The sequence below is a fragment of the Cytobacillus sp. OWB-43 genome, assembly GCF_034651445.1.
Classification (GTDB): Bacteria; Bacillota; Bacilli; order Bacillales; family Cytobacillaceae; genus Cytobacillus; species Cytobacillus kochii.
This window is the reverse complement of sequence record NZ_JAYEFF010000001.1, coordinates 110626-134002: the sequence shown is the minus strand read 5'-3', so window position 1 is coordinate 134002 and position 23377 is coordinate 110626. Positions and strand designations below refer to the sequence as shown.

Below are 23377 nucleotides of genomic sequence, written 5' to 3'. Positions count from 1 at the left end.
TGATCGACTTTCTCAACTTTCTAAAATACAATATGACAAGCTTGTACTTTCGTGATTAGAATGCAAGAAAATGAGTAGAAGCCTAGGTTATAATTCTATGAAAGCACTAATACCCTTTTATAAGATGTTTAACAGGAGGCCGAACTTTTGAAAATATCGAGTAAAGGTGAATATGCGCTGCGTTCATTAATTGTTCTCGGGAATAATGAAGGAACTGTTATAACCATCAAAGACATTTCAGCTCAAACATTAGTACCTGTTCAATATTTGGAACAAATTCTACTTCTTTTAAAAAGCCATGGTTATGTAAAAAGTAAACGAGGTGTCTACGGGGGCTATATGTTAAAGAAAGAAAGTCATGAGATTAATATAGGAGAGGTCATTCGTCAACTAGAAGGTCCACTTGCACCGATGAGTTGTGTCAGTATCACCGCTTATGAATATTGTCCATTAGAAGATCAAGGGTGTGTGCTTCAGCCACTATGGGCACTATTGCGTGAAGAAATTGCCTTTATCTTAGATCAAGTTTCATTACAAGATTTGATCAACCGCAACATTCCTTCACCAAGACAAAATCATTAAATAGAAATCACCCTGCTATCGTATTTATAAACAATCTATTGATAGAACAAAAATCAAGTCCCCACCACAAAAAAAAGAGTCCACTAACGGACTCTTTCTCACACTAAAATCTTCATTTATGCAAGTATTGCACGGTCACTGTTCATTTTTTCACCACGAATTTGTTGAAATTCATTTAATAATTTTTCAACCGTAAGCTGCGATTTTTGCTTCTCATCCGCAGAAAAAATAATCTGGCCTTTATCCATCATAATTAACCGATTTCCTAGATCGATCGCTTGCTGCATATTATGAGTTACCATTAATGTCGTTAATTGGTATTTAGCAACAATTTCTTTCGTTAAATTCGTAATCAATTCTGCCCGGGATGGATCTAAAGCAGCCGTATGCTCATCCAATAAAAGGATTTTAGGTTCTGTGAAGGTTGCCATCAAAAGAGACAATGCCTGCCTCTCACCACCTGATAATAAACCTACTTTTGCTTGCAGTCTGTTTTCCAAACCTAAATGAAGCATCTCTAATTTTTCTTGAAAAAACAATTTTCTTTTCTTCGAAACGCCTATATGCAAGCCGCGTGATCTCGTTCTTGTGTAGGCAATGGCTAAGTTCTCTTCGATCGTCATTGCAGGTGCAGTCCCTGCCATTGGGTCTTGGAATACGCGCCCTATTAGACGTGCCCGTTTATTTTCCTTTACATTCGATACATTTTTTCTATCAATAATTATTTGACCGACATCCGGTATTAACTTCCCTGAGATAATGTTCATTAAAGTCGATTTTCCTGCACCATTACTACCAATGACCGTCATAAAATCGCCTTGATGAAGATCGAGATTCATCTGTGTTAGTGCAATCTTCTCATCTGGTGTGCCTTCATTGAAGATTTTATGAATCTGATTTAATTCAAGCATGTCGTCACCCCTCTCTTCTACTTATTCCATTCCTGCTTGAAGCATTCGTTTTTTCTTTCGTTGTCTCTCTTTTTGCTTCTCAAGAATCTTCGGTAGTACAAGCGCGAAGACGACAATCAATGCCGTAATTAATTTCATATCTCCCGTTTCTAAGAACTCCACGCGTAGCGCTAATGTAACAATAATTCGATACAGAATCGCCCCACCGATAACAGCTAATGTTGCTCGAACAATTGTTTTTGCACCAAAAATCGCTTCGCCGATAATAACAGAAGCAAGCCCAATAACAATCATGCCTATACCCATGCCGACATCACTGAAACCATTGTATTGTGCCACTAAGCCACCTGATAAAGCTACCAAACCGTTAGATAGCCCTAGACCTAATATTTTTAATGTATCTGTATTCGCTGAAAAGCTACGAATCATCGTTTCATTATTACCTGTTGCTCGAATGGCCAGACCAATATCAGTTTTCAAGAACCAATCAATAATTACTTTGACAAAAAGAGCCAATATCAGCATGAGAATTAAGATTGCCCATGTTTTTGGCACAAAGCCAATGAAAGCTAAGGCGTTATCTAAACCTAATCCTTGCCAAAAATCAGTTAGTTTTGTAATGACGGTTTCCTCTGATAATAGTGGGATATTCGACTTACCCATAATGCGTAGATTAATAGAGTACAAAGCAATCATCATGATAATCCCTGATAATAAAGGATTGATCTTTCCTTTTGTGTGAAGTAATCCTGTCACGCTGCCAGCTAGGAAACCGGCAACGAATGCTAAAATTGTTGCTAAGAATGGATTCGTTCCTCCTACAATTAAAACGGCAGCAACTGCTCCACCAGTGACAAAACTACCATCAACAGTTAAATCAGGAAAATCTAATACTCTAAAAGATAAATATACACCTAACGCCATTAATGCATAAATTGCACCTGCTTCAATGGAGCCAAATATTGCTGAAGGCATTATGCTCTCTCCCTTTCATCTGTCGTGCTGATTAAGATACCTGTCATTATTCAATAAATTCCGCAGATTCTTCCCATTCAGGATTTAGTTCAACACCCATTGCTTCAGCCGCTTCCTTATTTATAACAAGCTTTAGATTTTGTGGATATTGTACATCCATTTCGCCTGCTTCTTTCTCACCTTTTAATATTTCTGCTGCCATCACACCTGCTTCATAACCGATATCATTATAATCAAACCCGTATGCAGCAAATCCGCCACGAGCGACAGAATCTAATTCACCAACAAAAAGTGGAATTTTCTTATCTGTTGCCACTTGAACGACTGACTCTAGAGCTGTTACTACTGTATTATCTGTAATGATATAAAGGACATCTGCTTTACCGACTAATGATTCTGTAGCTTGTTTTACTTCAGCTGATGTTGAAACAGTTGCTTCAGCTAATTTCAATCCTGTTCCTTCTATAACTTCTTTCACTGTCTCAATTTGCGATACAGAGTTGGCTTCACCCGAATTATACACAACGCCAATTGTTTCAATATCAAAATATTTGTTTATGAATTCTACTGTATTCGGTATGGCATCTGGGTGATTATCTAATGTGCCTGTAATATTTCCGCCAGGTGCTTCCATAGAATCAACAAGTCCGCCACCAACAGCATCTGTTACAGAAGTAAACACAATCGGAATATCCTTTGTAGCATTTAATGCACCTAGTGCACTTGGTGTAGAGTTAGCAAAGATTAAATCCACCTGATCACTTACAAAGTTGTTCGCAATCGATTGATTATTATTTTGATCCCCTTGTGCAACTTGTGTATCAAATTCTACTTCTAATCCCTCATCCTTCAATGCTTGTTGAAAGCCAACAGATGCTGCATCTAAACTTGGATGTTCAGCGATTTGCGTGATACCGACTTGATAGCTTTTCTCACCGCTTTCTCCACTTGCCTCATTCGTTGTTTCTTCAGAGTTTCCGCATCCTGCCAATATTAATGCACTTAATAATCCAGCTGTCGATAATGTTTTCCACCTATTTTTCTTTTTCACTATTCATTCATCCCCTTTACTTTATCGCTTTTATGCTTTTGTGCTTTGGTTCATTAAATTATATACATATAATACTAAGGAGACAAGAACTTTTTATTATTTTCCAAAAATTTATGTTATCTGACACTAAAAAATAGAATGAATTCCATGAAATTGGAACTACAATTAATATATAATTAATTATTATAAATTTTCAATTAATTTAATGTATATTACTACCACTATTGAATAAAAATGATCAGCTAATGGATACCCTTTTCCCAACATACAATTCTACATCGTTTGCATTGAATCCTGCCGCGCGTTCGCTTTTAAGCGAAGTTGTACTTTTTCTGTAGTAATCTTCTACAGTTAATAACTGCTTGGAATAATCTACGTAGGAATCTTGTTGGATAGTAGCTTGTCCTATATAAGACGCCGTAACAGTTGTATATTAATTCATGGCATAATCCAATATCCCTACTTTTAAATCTAATCTAAGCTATGGTACACCCCTCTGTCATTGCTTAAGGCACACTCGAGTTTTCGCTATGTGGTAACCTTTGTGTACACTTGTTGTATCAAATGAAAGGATGCCTCGATACGTGCCGTTATACATTCACTTGTCAACCACTTTTATTGTTACTCCTCCCTTCCCATCCGCAACGAGCTCCCTACAAAAACTTTTGAATAGTTACCTTGAGCAAAAGAACCTCATTTTCAGTAGTCTTATATTTTTCAACCTTGTAAGTTTAACCGTCAGGCACTTATTTTTTTCTGTTTCATTTGGTTTGTAAAACCGCTCTCCACTCTGTTTTGTTCGAAGTGATTCCAATTACCGATATTCTTCTCTGCTTTATATTCTAAACCCGTACCAACAAAACACTTCTGGATAAGTTGCCTTTAAAATAGCATCCCTTTTCCAGCTGATAACCTATAGATTTTGTTATAACTCGAAAAAATATTGGCGCATATCTTTCCTGCAAAGATACTAGGCCCGCCCTCTCTCTTCAAACCAATTCCAACAAGTATTGTTATTAGCAGAAGCACTTTTATTAGGATATAAAACGAGAAAACCCCTTATGAAAGCGCATTCATTTTAACATGTCGCAAATTGACTAACAGCTTGCGTGCAGTCATGCAACATCACCATTAACGGAACTTAATCACTCCCTTCATAAGATGATGGCATATATAAGGTAAGTTCTCCTGCCGTATGATCCACTAATACTATAACCAGCTGCTAGTACTGATTCTTTTGGTACAGGGTCAAATACCTTACATACTCATAATAAACTAATTGCCAATAAATTGCATAATTTTTTTACGTTTTTTTCTCCTTAAATCTACTCATTCTATTTTAATTTTTAGAAAAAACGAAAGAGTTACAAAGAAATGTCGTTGGCTGTAACGAAATACGAACTGGGTCGTCTAATGAAAAAAGTATTATTAGAGGGGACTTATTTGAAGTGGTTTTTTTTGGAAGTCTAGTTTTTATCATTTTGGTTCTAACAAGTATTCTTATTTTTTTTAGAAACTCTACTCCACCAGTACCTATCATTACAGTAGGTAAAGATAAAATACCTTCTACTCAATGTTCTTATTGTTGGCATAGTCTCAATAGTGGGGAAATGTGTAGATGTTGTCTACTCATCACATATAGAAATGGCCAAAGTCCATAAGCCAACAATCGTTTCCCCTAATGAAGATATTTACATTGAATTTAAATGTAAACCCAGCTATCATACTTTCACCATTGAACAATGGACAGATGATGAAATGATAACCTCAAAAGATATGACAAAAGAGACAATCACAATAACCTCACCATCAAAAGCAGGGATCTATTATTATCACCTTATTGCTCATTGGAAGGAAGGAACGATCACTTATGCTTTTACCATCCTGGTCGTAGACAAGTAAGAAGAAAGAGGGGCTCAAATAATGTACAGATTACCATTCATATTTATTATAATGCCCCCAGAACACTAAGGTATTTTATGAAGAAACATGTATTTCTAAGTCAGGTTGACCCCCTTTAAACGCTTATTGTCTATACTCAGTGAATGGAAATTTAACTCTCTTGATTATTTCAACATTCAGAAAAAGACACCCCCAAATAGGATGTCTTTACAATCTTTTTGTAAGGAGCTAAGTACATTTACCCGACAGAGCTTTCTGTCTCTATCCTTGGCTTGCGACGTAACTTTACTTGATAATAAGTCGTTTTGTTTTTAATAATAAATTCAGGGATTCCGCCTCTATGAGCATGGGCATCTTTAAATTCTCGACTTTTCATCCATCCTTTAAAGCCTGTTGGATCTTCCCATCTTGTAACAATAGTTATTTCTTCATACTCTTTCGTATTTTCCGTTAACATAACTTCTAAACCAACGAAGCCCGGCATCGTTTCTACCTTACCTTCTCGATTAAATCTCTCAACAAACATATCAGCATTTCCTGGTTGAAGGTGAACAGTATTTGTTACAATATACATCTCAGGTTCCCCCTTAAAATTGATTTGGTTTAATTAATGGCACTTTACCATCAAATATTACATCAGCATCAAGTTTATATACTTTTTTAAGTAATTCTGCATTTAGGATTTCCTTGGGGAGACCGGTTGCGACAATTTCCCCTCCTTGCAGAACTACCATTGAATCACAATACATCGCTGCATATTGGAGCTCATGAAGTACCATGACAATGGTCATTTTAAACTGTTGATTCAGTTCTTTTAGCAATGACATCAGTTCAATTTGGTGTCCGATATCCAAGTAAGTCGTCGGTTCATCCAAGAGCAAAATATTCGTTTTTTGAGCAAGTGCCATCGCAATGCGGACACGTTGCTGTTCTCCTCCCGATAATGTTTGCACAAGACGATCGCTCATATGAGTAATACCAGTTACCTTCATTGCCCAATCAATGATTTCATTGTCTTCTACGTTCTCACTTTTCATCATTTTTTGATAAGGTGTTCTTCCATACGCAACCATTTGTCGCACTGAGAACCCCGGCATCCCCTCCTTTAGCTGAACGAGCATAGCTAACTCTTTCGCTAAATTCTTTCTTGTATAGTTATTGATACTCTCATGATTTATAAGAATATCTCCTCGGTTAGCGGATATAAGTTTCGCTACCACTCTTAATAGTGTCGATTTACCCGATCCGTTCGGTCCGACAATCCCTGTAATTTGCCCTGTTGGAAATGTCAGATGGATATCTTTTAATTGAAAATTCCCTTGCTTATACGCGACTTGCTGCAAATCTATCATGCAGAAACCCTCCTCTTTCTTAATAAATAAAGAAAGAATGGTGCACCTATGCAAGCGAGCAATATCCCAACAGGTAACTCAATTGGGTCAAACAATGTTCTTGCTACAGTATCGGCAAAAGCTACTAAACTAGCTCCACCTAGGATTGAAAATGGTAAAAGATAGCGATAATCTTCACCAATAATTAGTCGAATCATATGAGGTACGACTAGACCAACAAAACCAATTAACCCTCCAACACTGACCGCGGTTCCTGCTAAAAAAGAGGCCAGCAATATCATTTGCAATCTTGCCCACTCTACATTTTGACCAAGTAGTTTTATTGTTTCGTCACCCAAAAGCATAAGATTCGCTTTCTTAATAGCAAAAAAAGAAAGCAGTAGACCAATAACTGCATATGGCAACATGAATTCAAGATGATACCAACTGCGCCCATTTAAGCCACCAGATAACCACGAGAGAACAGCTTGCACTCGGTCACTATATATGACCATAACACCATTCATTAACGCACCTAAAAGGGCATTCATTGCTACACCTGCCAGAATAATTTTCACTGGAGAAGCGCCTTTTTCCCATGCTAGTAAATAGATGAGTATCGTTGTTAGAAATGCGCCAATAAATGCACCTGCCGGCAATAAATAGCTGTAAGCGGGAAAAACGAGCATCGTTATGACAGCAAGTAAACCGCCACCAGCAGAAACACCTATAATCCCCGGGTCTGCCAATGGATTTTTCATCACACCTTGCAACAAAGCCCCCGAGGCAGCAAGACATGCGCCCACTAGTAAAGCAACTAGTACCCTTGGTAAACGTAAATCGAATATAATCGTCTGATACATTTCCACCCCATTTCCTTGAAAAGCTTGGAGGATTTCAACTAACGGTATGGAAATAGCTCCGAAGGAAATACCTGCATAGATAGATAGTAGTGTAAGGACAATTAGGACCACGAAAGTCAACACGACTTTCCTATTTTTTACTACATTCAATGATGGTTCACTTCACTTTCAACTTCTCTGAGAGAAAACTGACTGCTTCCACAACCCTTGTGCCAGGATTTGTACCAAATAGGTCAGCAGGTAACACTTCAATTCTGCCGTTTTTCACAGCTTCAATAGAGTTCCAAGCTGCATTTTGTTGCATTTCTTTTATAAACCCATCCCTCACCTCTTCGGGATTCCCGTGGGTCATTAACATGACAAAGTCAGGATTTGCTTCAATAATTCTCTCCGTATTGATTTGCGCATATTGTGGGAAACTCTCTAACGCTTGATAATCTGCAGCAATATTCTCACCGCCTGCATGTGTTAGGATATCCCCACTTAAGGAATTCGGTAGAGCGGCCATATATGTTCCTGGCGCACCATAAACAAGTAAAACGCGAACTGCAGTCGATGGTTGTTCTACCTCTTTTAACGTCGTTTCTAGATCTGACCTTACACTCTTCGCCTCTTCTTCTTTATCTAACATCGATCCATAAAGTGAAATTTGATTCATTATGTCTTCAATTGAATTAGCTTCTGTTAAAATTACTTCTGCTCCTAATGATTCCAATGAAGGTACATCTTTTTCATTCAACGTTCGATTGGCTAATATTACGTCAGGTTTCAGTAATGCTATTCTCTCTAAATTAACTTCATGTGTGGAGCCAATTTGTTGTTCTCCCTCGGCTTCTTTAATCCACGTATCGGCATTCGGTCTGCCAACTACCTTCTCTCCCAATGAATAAATAATATCGACATCACCATTGCTTAATGCGGCTATTTTAGTCGGCTCCTCAACAAAACCGATTTCCCTACCAGCAAAATCTTCTATTGTATATGACGATTCTACTGAAGAGGAGACCGCATGTTCTGTATCTTGTACACCACAGCCTACTAAACTAATGGATGTGCCAAGCAAAAAAGCGCCTAACCATTTTCTCATCACTTTTTATCCCCTTTCTACTAACTTCGCATGGACAACTAGCCTTCCTTCTGTTCGATCTAAAGAGTAATCACAAGTTGAAAGGGTGACAATTCTATCATTTCCTGTTATTTGCACATCTGTCTCATGTACAGACTTTTCCTTTAGCGAATGAATAAAGTCGCCATATTCTTTGTCAGATGAAAAATCTGTATCAATATAATAAAAATCAGTCTTCGTTTGATAAACAGAGAAAACTTCCAAATCATAGCCTTGATAAAGCGTATCGTAATAGATGACTTGGTGCTTATTAAAGAAAGATGAATCCAAATACTTCTTCAAACCAGCGAACATTGTACCATCCTTCATTCGATGTCCATATATGACCGTATTAAGATCCTCCTCATCGCTGATATTATTGCGATAATCCATGAAGATACTTCCAGCTCTAGTTTCTTCTCGCAAGTAATTTCTTGTTAAATAGTAGTCATTATCCCGTGTCTGTAATATCGGATAATCAATCGCTGTATCGTCAACCGTAATCCAGCCTATAATATCTTCATTTAATTCTTTTAATGGTTCAAACTGCGCTCTTAATCCCGTTGTTTGCGTATTTGGCTCATGTTCATCTGCCCGATAAATCTCTTGCACATTATTCATGTTTTGCCTGTTCTCATAATAGTCATAAAAAATGATAAAAAGTTGTGAACCAGCATAGAGGAAAACACCAATAGCCAAAAGGTTAACTAATGTTTTGAGCATTTTCATTGTCATGTTCCTAAAGGAACTAAATACAGTCCCGTACGAATATTATGCTCTACACAAACATCTACGCCATATATATCTTTAATTAAGGATTCGTTGACGATTTCTTGGGGCAGACCAGATGCAACAATTTCACCATCACACATGACAATAAGCTGATCAGAATAGCGTACTGCCTGATTAATATCATGAAGAACCATCACAATCGTTAAACCGTATTCTCGGTTAAGTAATTGAATCAGCTCTAATAATTCCAACTGATAATACATATCCAAATACGTTGTTGGCTCATCAAGGAAAAGCATTTTTGTTTTCTGCGCTAACGCCATCGCTATCCAAACTCTTTGCCGTTCTCCGCCAGATAATTGATTCAACTGCCGCTCTCGTTTGTCTTCAAGCTTGGTTAATGAAATTGCCCAATCGATGACTTCCTCATCCTCTAAGGACAACTTTTGAAAGGCTCGCTTATATGGTAATCTACCAAAAGCAATGAGCTTCTCTACTGTTAAATCTATCGGCGCTTCATTTTGCTGGTAGACTGTTCCTACTAACTTTGCGAACTCCTTTGCTTTAAAGTGGTGTATTTGTTTGCCATCGATCATTATCGATCCAGCTGTCAACTTTTCATCTCTTGCTAATAATGATAATAGCGTTGATTTACCGGACCCGTTAGGCCCTATAATGGTAGAGATTTTCCCTGCTGGAAAAACCCCAGTATTGTCTTTTAATATTTGTTTTTCCTTATCGTATGAAAATTGGATGGATTTAAATTCCATAAACTTTATCACTCTTTCTTAATAGAAATATTAAGAACGGCCCACCGATGACAGCCATAATCGTCGAAGCTGGTATCTCTAGTGGAGCGATTAGCGTACGACCTAGTGTATCAGCCGTCAAAATTAATAATGCACCTGCAATAGCAGAAAATGGGATTAATCGTTTATGATCCGTACCGATTAATTGCCTAGCAATATGAGGAACGAGTAAGCCAACAAATACAATGACTCCGGCAACAGACGTTGCAACTGCAGCTAAAAGTACAGCGATGGCTGATATCATTATTCTTGAGACATTGACATTCATACCTAAATTCTTAGCCTTTTTATCTTGCAATGCCAATAGATTACACCATGGACTGACTAAGAATGCTAGCACGAGACCAAGAATGCCGTACATGACAATGATTTCAACCTCTGCCCATGTTTTCATTGTTAACGTAGAGCTATTAGATGGACCGAGGGCGATATTGAAATAACTGCAGATCATTAAGAGTGCTTCTCTTAATCCTGTAAACATTGCGCTAACAGCAATACCCGTTAAGATAATACGTAAAGGACTTAATCCTGATTTCCAGCTCATAGAATAAACGAGAAAACAAGCGATACTTCCCCCAATGAAAGCAAATAACGGCCCACTTATATATAAGCCCGGAAGAAACAACATACCAAACAAAGAAAAGAAGCTCGCCCCGGCAGAAATCCCAATGACCCCTGCATCAGCTAATGGATTCCTCATCACTGATTGAAACAGAACACCCGCTACTGATAGGGCGGCACCAGCAAACATTGCAACGATAATGCGGGGATAGCGTAAATCGCGAATGACAGCTACTTCCTCATTTCCTCCATAAAACAGGTCCATTATTAATTCTTTGATCGTGACAGATACACTTCCACTTAAAACAGAAAAGCCCGTCACTACTAGCAAAAGAATGGTCACGATTACAAAATAGAAATTTTTTTTATTCATAAGCTTCTTCCTTTTAATCTACGTATAGTATGTCTACAAGTTCATCAAGTGCGTTTGTTACATTCAAATTAGCGGTTGTGGCAAATAAAGGTTCCCTCAGATCGTATACGCGATTATTTTTAACTGCATTAAAATGTTGCCAAATATTATTGTCTTTGAACTCACTATTAAACATTTCAACTACTTCATCGGGCATCCCATGTGATAATCGCAAAATGACATCAGCATCTGCTTCATGTAAATACTCTGTATTTGCTGATATATATTCTTCGTTAAAGCCAGTAATTGCGTTCTCACCACCAGCAACCTTCACTAAATTACCTACATAAGAGTTTTCTGTTGCCACTAAGTAGCTTCCAGGAATCCCGAGTAAGATTAGTACTTTTGGAGATTGATATTGTGCGGTTTTTTCTTGTACCTCTTCAATTTTACTTTCAACGTTTTGAGATAGAGCTTCTGCTTGAGCTTCACGATGATATGTACCTCCTAATTCCTTGATTGTTGTGATCATACTTTCTACACTTTGAAAGTTGAGAAATTCTGTTTCAATTCCTGCATTTACAAACGAGTCCTTCAAGTCATATTCTAATGTAGTCACTGATAAAACCTTATCAGCATTTAATGTTTTAATGACCTCCATATCAGGCTTCATAGGATTTCCAACCTCGACAACATCTTGATATCGTTCAGGTAGTGGAAATGAAGTGGTAGGTATTCCGACTAAATCCAGCTCCAGTTCGTTCATCACTTCTGCTATAGCAGTAGTTGTTGCAACAATTCTTACTTTTTCCTCTTCTGTTTGACCTTCATCTTTCGCTTCCTTCTCTTCACCTGCAGTCTGTCCGCCTGCACACCCAGCAATGAAAAATAATAGCATGATGCAAAATGTTAGTTGAATTCTTTTCATAAGAAACCTCCAAATGGGACTGCTGTTCAAAATGCGAACAGCAGTTTATTACTAAATTCCTTACATACCCATTCCTTTTAATCTGTATTTTCTAAATAAATAGAATCCAGACAAAAGAAGTAATGCTGCATAAATGCCTACTTGAAGATAATTTAATGAATCACCTGTTTTTACATTGGTTACATTTTTTTGATTATCTTTTGGTTGTTCTTGATTATCATTACGGTCAAATGGCAAATGACTATCATTGTTATTTCCACTTCCGCTACCCTTATCTTCCCCAGGAGTGATTGGAGGGGGTGTTTGACCATTACCATCATCGTCAATTTCAACATCCAAGCTCGATACATCTAACACAAATCGAACAGGATAAAGATGTGGTGCACCAATGGCTTCAATAGCAGCTACATATGTTTCTTGGATTGCTTCAATATCAACTGATAATACACGTTCTTCAGCTTCTTCGTCTCTACTTATTTCTTCTAAAGCTACCTTTTCACCAGCAATATCAAATTCAATTGTTCCTAACGTATCAAGCCCCGTCACTTGTGTAAATTGCAGGGAATACTCACCGTCATTTACAGTTAATAAAGCTTCATCCGCAAAATATTTCGCAAATGCAGATTCCGTATCAGAATCTACACCAAGAATAGATAATGGTAATGGATACTCACCATCTGCTAACACATCATCATTTGGTGCTGGCTCATTATCACCTGGTTCTTCTGTGCCTGGTTCTTCAGTTCCCGGATTCTCTCCTCCAGGTTCTTCAGTTCCTGGATCATTTCCAATTGGTTGGATGCTGTCTACATCATACTCAAGTGCTACATCATGAGTACTACCATAAGACATAACCATACGTAAATTAGTCAATTGGTTCACATCTGCTATTTGGAATTTAACTAGTTTTGTTTGTTCTGCAGCGTTCTCACTTACTACTTCTACATCTTCAAAAACATCATTTAATTCTGATTGAAGATTAGTAATTACATGACTTGCCCCTAAGTTGAAAGAAATATAAGGAACACCCTTTGCAATCGTTAACGTCGCTGGGCTTTGGAAAAATCCTGCCCAATTTGCAGGTGCTGGTTGCCCATCATATAACACTTGATATTTGATTGTATATTGACCATCTGCTAACTCTTCATTTTCTGGTTCTTCTGTGCCTGGCTCCTCAGCTCCCGGCTCTTCTGTGCCTGGCTCTTCAGTTCCCGGTCCTTCTGTGCCTGGCTCCTCAGTTCCCGGCTCTTCTGTGCCTGGCTCTTCAGTTCCCGGTCCTTCTGTGCCTGGCTCCTCAGTTCCCGGCTCTTCCGTGCTTGGCTCTTCTGGATTTGGTTCTTCAGGTTGATCTAATTCAACAGTAGTAATTGAATTTTCATCAAAAGAAAGTTGAATGGTATGGGTTCCGTAAGACATGAATAATTTCACATTTGTTGATTGATTCAGTCCATCAATAGGAAATTGATATACTCTTGAAGCCTGGTCTTCACTTACAACTTGGGCATCTTGATAGGTACCATTGGACTCTGTTTGTATCTTTTGCATTACTTGGTTGGCACCATTAATTTTTATCGTGATGCTTAATGCTCCATCTTTTGCTATTAATGATGCAGGATTTTCAAAAAAGCTATTCCAGCTTGCATTAGGCTGACCATTATATAAAATTTGATAATTAATGGTATACTTCCCATTTGCTAAATCTTGCGCAGCATTTACTTTTATTGGTGAGGCATTTTGTAAAACAGCTAAGGCAAGGACAAATAGTGCAACTGTTACTCTTAATAAGCGTTTCATATTTAACCCCTTTTCATTTGTTTTTGATAAGTGAATAAAATAAATAAAGCTGCACCGATAGCTAGTAGAACATAAAGTTGAACATTGTCTCCAGTCTCTGGATTAGCTACAACTTCTTGTTCTTGATTCTGTCCGCTGGTATTATTATCTTCTTCACCACCAGATGAAGCAGGTGCTGTTTCTTGATTATTCGTTGCCGCCTCAATTAACTTTGCATTCGCTTCATCAAAAGACAGTCTAATAGAATACCAGTGATCATAAGAGGCATCTGCAACGACATGAATTTTTGCATTTACAGGTTGAGAAATACTATTTACTGTAAACTGAACTGTTTCATTTTCACCGCTAGTTGATAGCACAGATACATTTTTTGATTCAACTTGGAAATCTTTAATCATGCTGCTCGTTGTTGTTAATTGGACCGTTATTTTGCCACCTTCTACTTTTACTTTTGCTGGCTTAGCAAAATACCCATCTGCCATGGATGCTGAGCCACTATCTGGTTTAATAACTGAGTACGACACAGAATATGTACCATCAGTTAGTGCAGCTGACGTATGTAGGGCTGGAGTAATGACTAAGAATACAATTACTGATAAAAGTAGAGCCGAAAACTTTTTGACTAACAAAAATATACCCTCCTCTATATAATTGATTATCATTCTCAATTATATTGAAATAAAAAAACTTATCTTCACCCTTATACAATAAGCCATAGGAATTTAAATGATTATCATTCTCAACATTATACAAAAAAAATAATATGCCTCCTTCCCCTTTATGGACTAGGTAATTAGGATGATGACCGTTACAACGTAATTGTAGTTGATAATGATTATCATAGTCAATTGTTTTTTCGCAAATATTTAACATTTTTTTCACTTCTTTCGTTCAACACCAAATATTGGTCTATATTTGGTCGAATGAATACTACCCTACTTTGTCAAGAAGCACATTACTATCTACTTGATTACTAAGCTAAAACATACTCACCTTTTATAGATAGCAAGTATCTTATTTGTGACTTTCCCATATACTTCTTCCTATTTTCTTAGATTTATTTTCCTATTCCGGGTCTAAAGCGTTACGCATGATTTTGCCCAGCTCTCATTTCCGTGAGTGATGCGACAAAATTCCTTTTGCGCGCTTTACAACAAAATGAAGGTATTGTTTTATATGGTGTATGCTAGGTTCTCCTTCTGGTACTGAAGTAAATATATTTAGTTTTTTTACAGCTGTTATTATCTCCACAAAAAAACCTTTAACAACTAATGAACAAATAGTGGTTAAAGGGTTTTTTAAACAGTTAGTTTCCTTGGAAATTCGGCTTTCTTTTCTCTGCGAAGGCTTGTAATGCTTCCACTCTGTCTTTTGTTGGTAGTAACACTTCATAAGCTTTTCTTTCAATATGTAATCCTGTATGTAAGTCAGTATTCATTCCTTGTTTAACAGCAAACTTTGCTTGTTTAAGTGCGATTGGGCCATTATTAAGCATTTTACTCGCAAATTGTATGACTGTATCTAACAATATATCTTCATTACATACCTCATTTACGATACCGTATTGCTGTGCTTCTATGGCTGATAACCTCTTCGCTGTTAGTATTAATTCCATCGCTTTTGTTTCACCAATTAAGCGAGGAAGCCTCTGCGTCCCTCCTGCTCCAGGAATAATAGCTAGACCTGTTTCAGTTAAGCCTACCTTAGCTACATCCGCCGCAAATCTAAAATCACAACATAGAGCAAGCTCTAAACCGCCACCAAACGCAAAACCATTAATAGCTGCAATCGTCGGCTGAGGCAACTCTGCAATCATATTAAAAACGTCCCCCATTTTATATAGGTTTCGCCTTACTTCCTCATCGGTAAGATTTCTTCTTTCTTTTAGGTCTGCACCAACACTAAATGCACGATTGCCAGTCCCAGTTAAAATAACTACTCTCACCTCTGGGTTTGCTCGAACATTTTCTACTTGCTGTTGTAACTCAATTAACGTTTCATAATTAAATGCGTTTAACGCATCAGGACGATTTAATTTTATTGTAGCAATATAATCGTTGATATCTAATTGAATTTGTTCCATACTCTAGCTCCTTTTCTTTTTTAAAAAATATTCATAACAATATTCGCCACTAAATCATGAAAACCCTTTCAAATATAAAACAAAGCCATTCACCTTAAAAAATTACATAGGAAAAACTAGCCTTCCCTATGAAGAAAAGCTAGTTACCTTCTTTATAAACCTTTAATATAGTTATCTACGATTTTGTTAAAAACATCAGTTTCCTCTAGAAAAGGGCAATGACAACTTTCCTCAAATATATGCAGCTTTGCATTCGGTAAAGCATTTAAAAGATGCTTGCCTGCCGCTACTGGTATCAACTTTTCTTCCTTACCAAAGCATAGAAGTGTGGGAATGTCGTAATCGGGTAGAGAGCTACGATAATCAACGACTGATTGATCAAACAGAATGGCACTTGCAACGGAAGCAGGTAATCTTGTCGTTTCTTCAAGCATCCAATCTAGCTCGCTTGGACTTAATTCTTTTTTAAACATTAGTGGAATGAAGCCTTTTAAAAAGGCTTTTTGGTCTCTTTGCACTTCTCTCATAAAACTAGTTAAAGTCTCCATATCAAAGGCGCCTATTGAGAAATCAGGCCATTTAAAATCGGAGGCAAGTTCATCTACGATTACTGTCGATTTAATATGTTTATCACCAAATAACTTTAAGTACTCCCATATGACAAATGCCCCCATCGACCAGCCAACAAGGGTCACATTCTCTAGTTTTAAATTTGTGATAAATTGTCTAATATCTTCGGCATACTGTGCAATGGTATGGCCATGATGGACTTTTTCTGATTGACCATGTCCTCGTAAATCTGGTATTAACACACGATAATCAGTCTTAAAGTATTCTATCTGCTTTTCAAAGAATCGACCACTCATCCATACACCATGAATAAAAATGACTGGTTCACCATTACCTACATCTTCAAAATAAATACTTGTACCGTCACTTAATTTCATTATTGTCACATCATCAACCCCCATTTTAAAAAATTCAATAATAATATAATCTATGCCTCATCTATAAAAGTAGTGGCAAAACAATAGCTAAAATTTATCTTCTCTTATTTATTATACAACTCTAAATTTTATAAAAATATTGTATCTCAAAGTTTTTTCAAACAATTAAAGGAGCCGAACAAACAGGAGTTGTTCGGCAAAAAATATATTTTCAGTTATTTTAGTTGTAACTCCTTTATAGACAATAAAGAATGCAGACGATTTAATTCTTTATCTAATCTTTCCTTTACATGATTTTCGACAATAAAACGATGATCTTCTGTTCTTTCAATCTCTTTATCTAAAACATATACACCCTGAAGGACTGTTTCTGCTCCTAAACTGGATATAACTGGTTTCAATGCATAATCAATCATAAGTAAATGTCCGAATGAGCCCCCTATCACAAGCGGTAATACAGATTTATCAACGAAGCCTTTTTGAGGTAATAAATCCAAATAAGCTTTTAGTACACCTGTATAAGAGGCTTTAAATACTGGTGTTAATATAATTACAGCATCTGATTTTTCTACTTTTTCATTCGCTGCGATAATTGCTGGACTATCAAATTTTGCATGAATTAAATCTTCAGCAGGTAGCTCCCTTACTGTAATTTGCTCATATGGCACGCCCTTTTTGTTTAAAAAAGCAATCGCTTCTTGCTCTAATCCGTTTAAACGGGAATTGTTTGATGTGCTTCCCGATATGATTACAACATTTGTCATCTTCAGACGCCTCCTATTTTGTAACTGTCAACTTACTAAATTTTTTACCATAATGATGCTCTGGCAAATGGTCATACCCAAATAAATTCTTTCTTAAAGTACCTTCTTCATACTCTCTTCTTACGAGCCCCCTATCTTGTAGGATTGGAATGACATGCTCAACGAACTCTTCGAATGTACCTGGAGTGACGGCATATGCAACGTTAAACCCGTCAACTCCTGTCTCTTCTTTCCATCCTTCTAATTGATCAGCAACAGAGTGTGCTGTACCAACAGCCACTTGACCCATCCCGCCAACACCAACAAATTTGGCAATGTCATCGACCGTCCAACTCTTTGTAGAATCTATATTCGTAAATGTTTCAACGATTGACTGAATGGCGTCATTTTTAACGTACTCGATTGGTTGATTTGCTTTATACTCTGAGAAGTCTATACCACTCCACCCCCCAAATAACGCTAATGATCCTTCATAACTAGCATGGTTTTGATAGTCCTCATACTTAACTCTAGCATCTTCCTCTGTTTCACCGATAATAGGCGTGACGAGAGAGAGAATCTTTACTTCACTGGGGTCTCTCCCCTCCGCTCTTACTGCTTCCCTAATTTTATCGACTATTACTTTACCGGCTTCTTTTGTGGGCACACTTATAAAGACCAACTCTGCATGTTTAGCAGCAAACTTTCTCCCTCTTGTAGATGCACCCGCTTGAAAAATAACCGGTGTCCTTTGCGGAGAAGGTTCACATAGATGTGCACCTGGCACCTTAAAATATTTCCCTTCATGGTTAATATCGTGAACTTTACTTGGATCTGTATAGAGCCCTTTTTCCTTGTCTAAAACCACTGCGTCGTCTTCCCAGCTTTGTTCCCACAGTTTATATGTGACATCTAAATATTCATCAGCTATCTCATAACGTTCATCATGGCTGATTTGTTGATCTAGTCCTATATTTAGTGCGGCACTATTTAAATAAGATGTGACAATATTCCAACCTATTCTTCCTTTTGTTAAATGATCGAGAGTGGACATCCTCCTTGCAAATACATATGGATGTTCAAAACTAGTTGAAACCGTTAGACCAAACCCTAAATGTTTTGTTACTTGCGCCATTATAGGAACAACGAAAGCAGGATCATTAACTGGCACTTGTACCCCTTGTTTAACCGCTGCTTCTCTAGAATTTTGATAAACATCATATGTACCAAGCACATCTGCCAGGAAAATGGCATCAAAACGTCCCTTTTCAAGTACTTGAGCCAAATGTGTCCAATATGATATGTCTTTATAAGTGGAAGATTGATCATCCTTATGTGTCCATAGTCCTGGTGATTGATGCCCAGCGCAGTTCATATCAAAAGCATTGAGGTACATTCTTTTCGCGGTCATTTTTAATTCTCCTTTAGTGATCATATTTTATAAAAAACTCATCAAGTGCTTTACTTAAACCACCTTTTCCAAATTTGATTCTCGTTTTATTGTTTCGATTTTCAATTTGATTCGAGGCAAAATCCAAAAACGCGATGACGAACAGTCTCCTAACAATTATTGAATGCAACCCTTTGTCATAAAGCGATTGTTCAACCGTATGGAAGATTCCTTTATTAATATTAAAAGATTGACAACACCATCTAATAAAGTGAAAGTCAGGTAGATTCAAGTACATGCAGCCTGATAGGTTTTTAGCTACATTGGGTGCTTGATTACTAATTGTTGACTGCATGTAACTCACTCCTTTTCATTTGCTCCATTCCATCATTTTTTATTTTGTTGTTTCTTTTTCAGAGCAAATCGTTTCTTCTCGGTAATGTCAATTTGGGTAATATCCCCTTCGTGTACAGTAATGGTGACACAACCATATTCGAGTTCCTTTAATGTTGTGAGAATGGTATGAATTTTATCTTGATCAATGTGTTTTTCCATAAAATTCTCCTTTATGGGACTTATTTTAGTCTTTTTACAAGCTCCTCTATTTCTGTAAGTGTTAACTGTTCTAATTCATGTCGCTTGAACTTTATTTCATCTATAGTAAGCATAAGGTTGATTAAGGTTTGTTTTCTCTTTGCTATCGCTTTTTGTAAAAACTTAGCCAACCTCTTTCCCCCCCCACTCGGTGTTCTTTTTTTCTTCATTCATCGTATCTAGAAATTCTGTTGTATCCTGAATAATTTTGGTCTGATCATAATCCATGGATGCTACATGGTATGAGTTGTAAAGGACTCGAAGCCATTTATAATCTGTTTGAATTTCGATAAAAATACGATCTGTATTCTCTGGAGGTACAACATGATCATGGATAGACTTAAAGCATAATATTGGGCAATGAATTTGAGATAAACTTTTTCCTGCGTCACTCATTACCTTTTGTAAAGAGTGAACTGCTTTTACCGGAATATTATCGTAAGTAATTTCATGTATAGTCGGATTTTTGATATCTGGGCTACCTTCGTCAATATAGTGTTTCTCATCGTAATATCTTAAATACTCGTAATCTGGTAATGTCAGTGCAGTATTAATTAGGATCAGTCCATCCAGCTCTCCATATTTCTTAGCTAACAACAGCGCTAATGCACCGCCCATAGATTGACCTAAACAATAGACTTGTTTGCACTTCTCCTTTAATTGCTTATAAGCTGTAACAACATCATTGAACCAATCATCATAACCATATAACTCTAAATCTCTGCTTTTTGTTCCATGTCCCGTGAGCCTTGGGGCATGAACAGTAAAACCCCTATTTGCAAGTTCCGCACCCAAGTCCTCAATGCTCTGCGGTGTTCCAACAAAGCCATGAATGAGGAGAATACCAATGTCCCCACCTTCATAATAAAAAGAATCTGCACCTGGTATAACTGTTGATTCTACTCTTTTCATTTTTTCGTCCTCCTTTATATTGCAACATTTTGGTGGACAATGGTTGACTACCATTGCCGATTTTTCCCGTTGATGTAAATCTAGCTGCACTACTGCCTTTGGAGGTCCAATCAGCAACTTTAATTCCAACTTAACAAATAGGTTTAATCAGTTTAAAAACAGCATTTGTATAGAGGAGATCATCCCTTGGTGATTAAATCATGCAAAATAAAAAACCTCTTCTGACAAGAAGAGGTTAAAGTTCCGTTCTTTATCTCTCCTTATCTTTCAAGCAACAGCTTGCTGGAATTGGCACAGTGCAATAAATTGCCTGTTGCCGAGGCTTCAAAGGGCCAGTCCCTCCACCTCTCTGGATAAGAAAAATCATATTAAATTTTATATCATTTACTCTATAATATTTATCAATATTTGTCAATTATTTTTTAAAAATTAAGATGATTTACTCATTCGCCCATCCATTCTGGCTTATGAAAACCTTTAAAGTTTTCTTCAATTACTTTTGCAAATTCCTCCGACTCTATGGCTTCAATGATATCCTTTGCCATTTGGGCGTCTTTATCTTCTTTACGAACAACAATCCTATTTTGGATTTCCTCAGGAATTTGATCCCGATAAATTGCTGTTGTTAAATCTAATCCTGCAGCAACCGCAAAGTTACCATTAACAGCAGCAAGATCAACTGATTCAAGAGACCTTGGCAGTTGGGCTGCATCTACTTCATGGAATTTCAAATTTTTCGGGTTAGATAATACATCATTTACTGTTGCATTGACTGGGTTTATATCATCTTTCAATTCTATTAAACCAGCATCACGCGCAACTGTTAATCCTCTCGCTAAGTTTGTAGGATCATTAGCAATGGCCATCGTGCTTCCATCTTTCACTTCTTCAAGGGAGTTGAATTTTTCTGAATAAATACCAATTGGAGCTGTAGGAACAGAAATAATATCTACTAGATCCATCCCTTTTTCAGTGTTAAAATTCTCTAAGTACACTTTATGTTGAAATAAATTACCATCCAAATCTCCACTATCTAAAGCAATATTCGGTTGAACATAATCATTAAATTCCTTTACTTCTACTTTGTACCCTTTTTCCTCAAGTAGTGGTGCTACACCTTGCTCAAGCATATCACTATAAGGAACTGTCGCCCCTAAGACCATCTCTTTCTTTTCTTCGCCGGATGAACCTGATGTCCCACATGCACTTAAAACAGTGCAACAAGTCAGTACAAAAAATAATAACCAAACTTTTCTCATACCCTTCACCTCTTATTTTAATTATTTATCTTTTCACCTTTACGATATTTACTTCCTGGATGACCACTCGGTAAAAGGGGCGAGCCATGAGTAAAAAGCTTTTCTCTTAACGTACCCTTTTTGTATTCCTTTTTATATAAACCACGTTCTTGTAGAATCGGAATAACAAGCTCAATAAAATCTTCCAAATCTGCTGGCGTTACTAAATGATTTAAATTAAAACCATCGACACCAGAGGCTTCAAACTGATATTGAATTTGGTCTGCTACTTCTGATGGATTGCCGACAATTATATTGTCTCTATCTAATCCTTCTAGTTTTGAAATCGCTTCTTTAATCGATAGTTTTTTCTTCGCATCTTTCGTTAATGAAGCAGCTTTATAATGCCCATGCTCTGTAGCTTTAAATTCAAATGGGTTATCTAACTCATCCTTTGTAAATTCCGCAACATTATAACCGCTTGCGCCCCCAAACTGTGCTTTCGCTGCATCTGCACTCCATAATTGGTTGTATTCAGCAAATTTCTCTTCCGCTTCTTCAGTTGTCTTACCTACGATGACTGTTAGGAAAGTGAATATTTTAATATCTTCCGGATTCCTGCCATATTCTTCCGCTTGTTTTCGAATATCCTCTGTATAATGTCTTACTCTTTCAGGTGTTGGCCCACCTACAAATACACATTCTGCATGTTTTGCTGCAAAAGCACGTCCTTTAGGAGAAGTCCCTGCTTGATATAAAACAGGTGTTCTTTGTTGTGACGGTTCTGTTAAATGCGGTCCTTCGACATCAAAATATTCTCCTTTATGGTGAATTTCATGGATTTTCTTACGGTCGATTAATACCCCTTGTTCTGTATCTTCTATCACTGCTCCATCTTCCCAGCTTGATTCCCACAGTTTATAAACGACATCCATATATTCATCGGCAATTTCATAACGCTTATCGTGTTTGATCATATCTTTGAAACCAAAATTTCTTGCTGCATTAGGAAGATAAGAAGTAACGATATTCCATGCCACTCTTCCTTTTGTCAAATGATCTAATGTGGAAAACCGTCTTGCCTGCCCAAAAGGTGGCTCATATGTTGTACTCACCGTTAATGCAAATGACAGATGCTCTGTCACTGCTGCCATAGCAGGGATGACAAACGCCCCATCATTAACAGGAAACTGTAATCCATCGTTAATTGAAGGTTCTTTACTTTCTTTATACGTATCATAAACACCTAATACATCCGCAAAAAAGACAGCATCGAATTTTCCCTTCTCGAGTGTTTTGGCTAATTCCATCCAATAATTAATATCTTTATAGGCACGATGTCGTTTGGAATCTTTATGCTTCCATAGCCCATGAGAATTGTGCATTGCACTTGTCATTTCAAATGCATTCAATATCATTTGTTTTTTATAACTCATACTGCCATTACCTCCTCTAATACTTCTACAAAAGAAGCATAATAATGTATTTATCAATTGTGCTAAGAATGTTTATCGCTTTTGGTGGTCCAATCAGCCATAAAAAAACCTCTTCCAAAAAGGAAGAGGTAACGTACG

The 23377-nt window shown here is 37.2% G+C and carries 25 protein-coding genes and 1 riboswitch; of the genes, 2 read left to right on the top strand and 23 right to left on the bottom strand.

Annotation, left to right across the window (positions count from 1 at the left end):
- The first annotated feature begins 147 nt into the window (after positions 1–147).
- Positions 148–582, top strand: coding sequence for an RrF2 family transcriptional regulator (locus tag U9M49_RS00735; protein WP_307317969.1), 435 nt, complete (start codon positions 148–150; stop codon positions 580–582).
- A 116-nt stretch (positions 583–698) separates the two neighbouring features.
- Here the strand turns inward: U9M49_RS00735 and U9M49_RS00730 are convergent, their stop codons facing one another.
- From U9M49_RS00730 to U9M49_RS00720, 3 genes are read right to left on the bottom strand one after another with little or no spacing between them, the layout of a single operon-like run.
- Complete coding sequence (locus tag U9M49_RS00730) at positions 699–1493, bottom strand: ABC transporter ATP-binding protein (RefSeq protein ID WP_095369872.1); 795 nt, start codon at positions 1491–1493, stop codon at positions 699–701.
- 21 nt (positions 1494–1514) lie between these two features.
- Positions 1515–2468 carry an ABC transporter permease gene (locus U9M49_RS00725; protein ID WP_095369873.1) on the bottom strand — a complete coding sequence of 318 codons (954 nt, stop codon included), beginning with the start codon at positions 2466–2468 and terminating at the stop codon, positions 1515–1517.
- Positions 2469–2514: 46 nt separating this feature from the next.
- Positions 2515–3522 (bottom strand): ABC transporter substrate-binding protein, encoded by a 1008-nt coding sequence (locus tag U9M49_RS00720; RefSeq protein WP_095369874.1) that lies wholly within the window; start codon positions 3520–3522, stop codon positions 2515–2517.
- A 1599-nt stretch (positions 3523–5121) separates the two neighbouring features.
- Between U9M49_RS00720 and U9M49_RS00715 the strand changes: the two genes are divergently transcribed.
- Entirely contained in the window at positions 5122–5421 is a 300-nt protein-coding gene (locus U9M49_RS00715) for a hypothetical protein (RefSeq protein ID WP_307318682.1), read from the top strand.
- Positions 5422–5659: 238 nt separating this feature from the next.
- On the opposite strand, the gene isdG is transcribed toward U9M49_RS00715, so the two are convergent.
- The 20 genes from isdG to U9M49_RS00615 all read right to left on the bottom strand — a co-directional run bounded on the left by isdG (position 5660) and on the right by U9M49_RS00615 (position 23239).
- Positions 5660–5995 (bottom strand): heme oxygenase, encoded by a 336-nt coding sequence (gene isdG, locus U9M49_RS00710; protein ID WP_095369877.1) that lies wholly within the window; start codon positions 5993–5995, stop codon positions 5660–5662.
- 13 nt (positions 5996–6008) lie between these two features.
- On the bottom strand, positions 6009–6773 hold the full coding sequence (locus U9M49_RS00705; RefSeq protein WP_322909145.1) for an ABC transporter ATP-binding protein: 765 nt from the start codon (positions 6771–6773) through the stop codon (positions 6009–6011).
- Complete coding sequence (locus tag U9M49_RS00700) at positions 6770–7735, bottom strand: iron ABC transporter permease (RefSeq protein WP_322909144.1); 966 nt, start codon at positions 7733–7735, stop codon at positions 6770–6772. The genes U9M49_RS00705 and U9M49_RS00700 overlap by 4 nt, the downstream gene beginning before the upstream one ends.
- A 37-nt stretch (positions 7736–7772) precedes the next feature.
- Complete coding sequence (locus U9M49_RS00695; protein WP_322909143.1) at positions 7773–8702, bottom strand: ABC transporter substrate-binding protein; 930 nt, start codon at positions 8700–8702, stop codon at positions 7773–7775.
- A gap of 6 nt (positions 8703–8708) precedes the next feature.
- The gene (srtB, locus tag U9M49_RS00690; protein WP_322909142.1) at positions 8709–9449 is read right to left on the bottom strand and encodes a class B sortase; all 741 of its coding nucleotides are present in this window, start codon (positions 9447–9449) and stop codon (positions 8709–8711) included.
- 2 nt (positions 9450–9451) lie between these two features.
- Positions 9452–10222 carry an ABC transporter ATP-binding protein gene (locus U9M49_RS00685; RefSeq protein WP_307318695.1) on the bottom strand — a complete coding sequence of 257 codons (771 nt, stop codon included), beginning with the start codon at positions 10220–10222 and terminating at the stop codon, positions 9452–9454.
- Entirely contained in the window at positions 10212–11195 is a 984-nt protein-coding gene (locus tag U9M49_RS00680) for a FecCD family ABC transporter permease (RefSeq protein WP_095369883.1), read from the bottom strand. Before U9M49_RS00680 ends, U9M49_RS00685 begins: the two co-directional genes overlap by 11 nt.
- Before the next feature lie 13 nt (positions 11196–11208).
- Positions 11209–12102: a heme ABC transporter substrate-binding protein IsdE gene (gene isdE, locus U9M49_RS00675; RefSeq protein WP_307318700.1), complete on the bottom strand. Its 894-nt coding sequence runs from the start codon at positions 12100–12102 to the stop codon at positions 11209–11211.
- Positions 12103–12162: 60 nt separating this feature from the next.
- Complete coding sequence (locus U9M49_RS00670) at positions 12163–13896, bottom strand: NEAT domain-containing protein (RefSeq protein WP_322909141.1); 1734 nt, start codon at positions 13894–13896, stop codon at positions 12163–12165.
- 2 nt (positions 13897–13898) lie between these two features.
- A complete protein-coding gene (locus tag U9M49_RS00665) occupies positions 13899–14525 on the bottom strand; it encodes an NEAT domain-containing protein (protein WP_157733747.1) in 627 nt (208 codons plus the stop codon).
- 677 nt (positions 14526–15202) lie between these two features.
- Positions 15203–15979, bottom strand: coding sequence for an enoyl-CoA hydratase-related protein (locus tag U9M49_RS00660; protein WP_307318708.1), 777 nt, complete (start codon positions 15977–15979; stop codon positions 15203–15205).
- 152 nt (positions 15980–16131) lie between these two features.
- Entirely contained in the window at positions 16132–16935 is an 804-nt protein-coding gene (locus U9M49_RS00655) for an alpha/beta hydrolase (protein ID WP_322909140.1), read from the bottom strand.
- A 206-nt stretch (positions 16936–17141) separates the two neighbouring features.
- Positions 17142–17690, bottom strand: a complete 549-nt coding sequence (ssuE, locus tag U9M49_RS00650; RefSeq protein WP_322909139.1) for an NADPH-dependent FMN reductase — start codon at positions 17688–17690, stop codon at positions 17142–17144.
- A 13-nt stretch (positions 17691–17703) separates the two neighbouring features.
- The gene (locus U9M49_RS00645) at positions 17704–19080 is read right to left on the bottom strand and encodes an LLM class flavin-dependent oxidoreductase (RefSeq protein ID WP_307318715.1); all 1377 of its coding nucleotides are present in this window, start codon (positions 19078–19080) and stop codon (positions 17704–17706) included.
- A 13-nt stretch (positions 19081–19093) separates the two neighbouring features.
- Positions 19094–19414: a hypothetical protein gene (locus U9M49_RS00640; protein WP_095369891.1), complete on the bottom strand. Its 321-nt coding sequence runs from the start codon at positions 19412–19414 to the stop codon at positions 19094–19096.
- A gap of 32 nt (positions 19415–19446) precedes the next feature.
- A complete protein-coding gene (locus U9M49_RS00635) occupies positions 19447–19614 on the bottom strand; it encodes a YezD family protein (protein ID WP_095369892.1) in 168 nt (55 codons plus the stop codon).
- A 20-nt stretch (positions 19615–19634) separates the two neighbouring features.
- Positions 19635–19784, bottom strand: a complete 150-nt coding sequence (locus U9M49_RS00630; protein ID WP_157733748.1) for a hypothetical protein — start codon at positions 19782–19784, stop codon at positions 19635–19637.
- Entirely contained in the window at positions 19777–20565 is a 789-nt protein-coding gene (locus tag U9M49_RS00625) for an alpha/beta hydrolase (protein ID WP_322909138.1), read from the bottom strand. The genes U9M49_RS00630 and U9M49_RS00625 overlap by 8 nt, the downstream gene beginning before the upstream one ends.
- 257 nt (positions 20566–20822) lie before the next feature.
- Positions 20823–20925: riboswitch (SAM riboswitch) on the bottom strand.
- Between the two features lie 83 nt (positions 20926–21008).
- Positions 21009–21824 carry a MetQ/NlpA family ABC transporter substrate-binding protein gene (locus U9M49_RS00620; RefSeq protein WP_095369894.1) on the bottom strand — a complete coding sequence of 272 codons (816 nt, stop codon included), beginning with the start codon at positions 21822–21824 and terminating at the stop codon, positions 21009–21011.
- A 17-nt stretch (positions 21825–21841) separates the two neighbouring features.
- Positions 21842–23239 carry an LLM class flavin-dependent oxidoreductase gene (locus U9M49_RS00615; RefSeq protein ID WP_095369895.1) on the bottom strand — a complete coding sequence of 466 codons (1398 nt, stop codon included), beginning with the start codon at positions 23237–23239 and terminating at the stop codon, positions 21842–21844.
- Positions 23240–23377 lie beyond the last annotated feature (138 nt).